The sequence below is a fragment of the Arthrobacter sp. 4R501 genome (genome assembly GCF_002929755.1).
Classification (GTDB): domain Bacteria; phylum Actinomycetota; class Actinomycetes; order Actinomycetales; family Micrococcaceae; genus Arthrobacter.
The window spans coordinates 1-1566 of sequence record NZ_PJIW01000048.1; the positions used below are offsets into that span (position 1 = coordinate 1).

The following is a 1566-nucleotide window of genomic DNA, read 5'->3' on the forward strand; positions in this document are numbered from 1 at the left end:
CTTCGGTCGCTGAGGTCGCAGGCCACCGCGATCGCACCCGCGCCGATTGCTGCGGTAGCTCGCTCGGCCAGCTCGAGGTTCCGTTCGACGGCGATCACTATGAGCCCGCGCTGAGCCAGGCATGCCCCGACTCCCAGCCCGATTCCTCCGGCGGCTCCCGTGACGAGGGCGAACCTCGTGTCAGACATGCGTCACATCCTTCTCAGTCGAGCGGTGTAGACCAGCGGCGGTGTCGGAGCCCGCCAAATCGTCGAAGGTCTCCTCGTCGACGTCGTTCCAGGAGAAGCGGTCCCGCAGATCCGCGAGGTAGGCCTGGTAGGCGTGGCTCTCCACGTAGTTCGCGTGCCGGGGGCTGTCGATGTAGTCGATGCCACCGCTGACATCGGGCCGGTCCTGCGCCTTGAGCCGAAGCAGTTCGTCGCGATGGATTCCTGTCTCACGGGCCCGGATGTCCATGGCGACCAGCTGCGCCATCTCGTCGAAACGCTTGTAGGCGGCATCGGCGAACTCGATGAAGCCGAGAACATACAGGCTGTCGACTTCGCGGGAGTACACGTTCAGGTAGAGCTGGGGGTGCCCCGATTTCCAGGTGAGCAGGTCACGGTCGATGAACGGGATCTGGTACTCATAGCCGGTGGCCAACAGGATGAAGTCGATCTCCTCGGTCGACCCGTCGCTGAAAACGACGCCGGTTTCGGTGAGGTGGTCGATGTCAGGCTTGGCGATCAGGTCCCCGTGAGCCAGGTGATGCAGCACCTGCGTGTTCATGATCGGGTGGCTGGCGAGGGCGTCGTGATCGGGCGCCGGCAGACCGAGCCGGGTGAGGTCACCGACCACCGCGTCGATCAGTTCATTGACGTTGCCCGACAGGCTCATCACGCGCGGGGGCTCGAACAGCCCGCTGAGCACAGCATCGGTGGGCAGGCCGCCGATGTGTTTGGGGACAAAACGGTAGCCACGCCGCACCGAGAGGAATGCTTGCGAAGCCTGTGCTGCGGCATCGCAGGCGATATCGACGCCCGAATTTCCGGCACCGATGATCAGCACCTTCTTGTCGCGGAACTCCATGCTGTCCCGGAACGTGACCGAGTGCCGGATCTCCCCGGCGAAGCTGTCCTGCCCGGCGAGCTTGGGCTGGCTCGGATGCCAGGTGACACCCGGCGCACAGATAAGACCGTCATATTCACGCGTCACTCCGGCCGATGTGCTCACTTCCCACCGGTCACCCTCGAGCCGGCGCGCATCAGTGACTTCGGTGTTGAAGGTGACGTGCTCGTAGAGTCCGTAGGTGCGGGCGAAAGTGCGGATGTAGTCGCGGATCTGACGCCAGGTCGGGTAGTCGGGATAATCCTGCGGCATCGGCAGTCCATAGAAGCCGCTGGTGTACTTCGAACTGATGAAATGGGCGCTTTCATACATCGGGCTCGTGGGGTTGTCCATGTCCCAGATACCGCCAAATTCGCCATGCTTCTCATACCAGTCGAAAGGCACACCCTCCTTGATAAGCGCCCGCGCCATGACCATCGACGACGGCCCGCCCCCGACCAGGCAATAACGGCGCGTGTA

The 1566-nt window shown here is 63.3% G+C and carries 2 protein-coding genes; both read right to left on the reverse strand.

What is annotated here, in order from left to right; translation table 11 throughout:
* Positions 1-188 (reverse strand): SDR family NAD(P)-dependent oxidoreductase (locus tag CXR02_RS21830; RefSeq protein WP_146072586.1); only part of this gene is annotated, 188 nt, incomplete at its 3' end.
* Positions 181-1566, reverse strand: a 1386-nt coding sequence (locus tag CXR02_RS21835) for an NAD(P)/FAD-dependent oxidoreductase (protein ID WP_104063891.1), incomplete at its 5' end; no start/stop codon positions are given. The genes CXR02_RS21830 and CXR02_RS21835, both read right to left, overlap by 8 nt.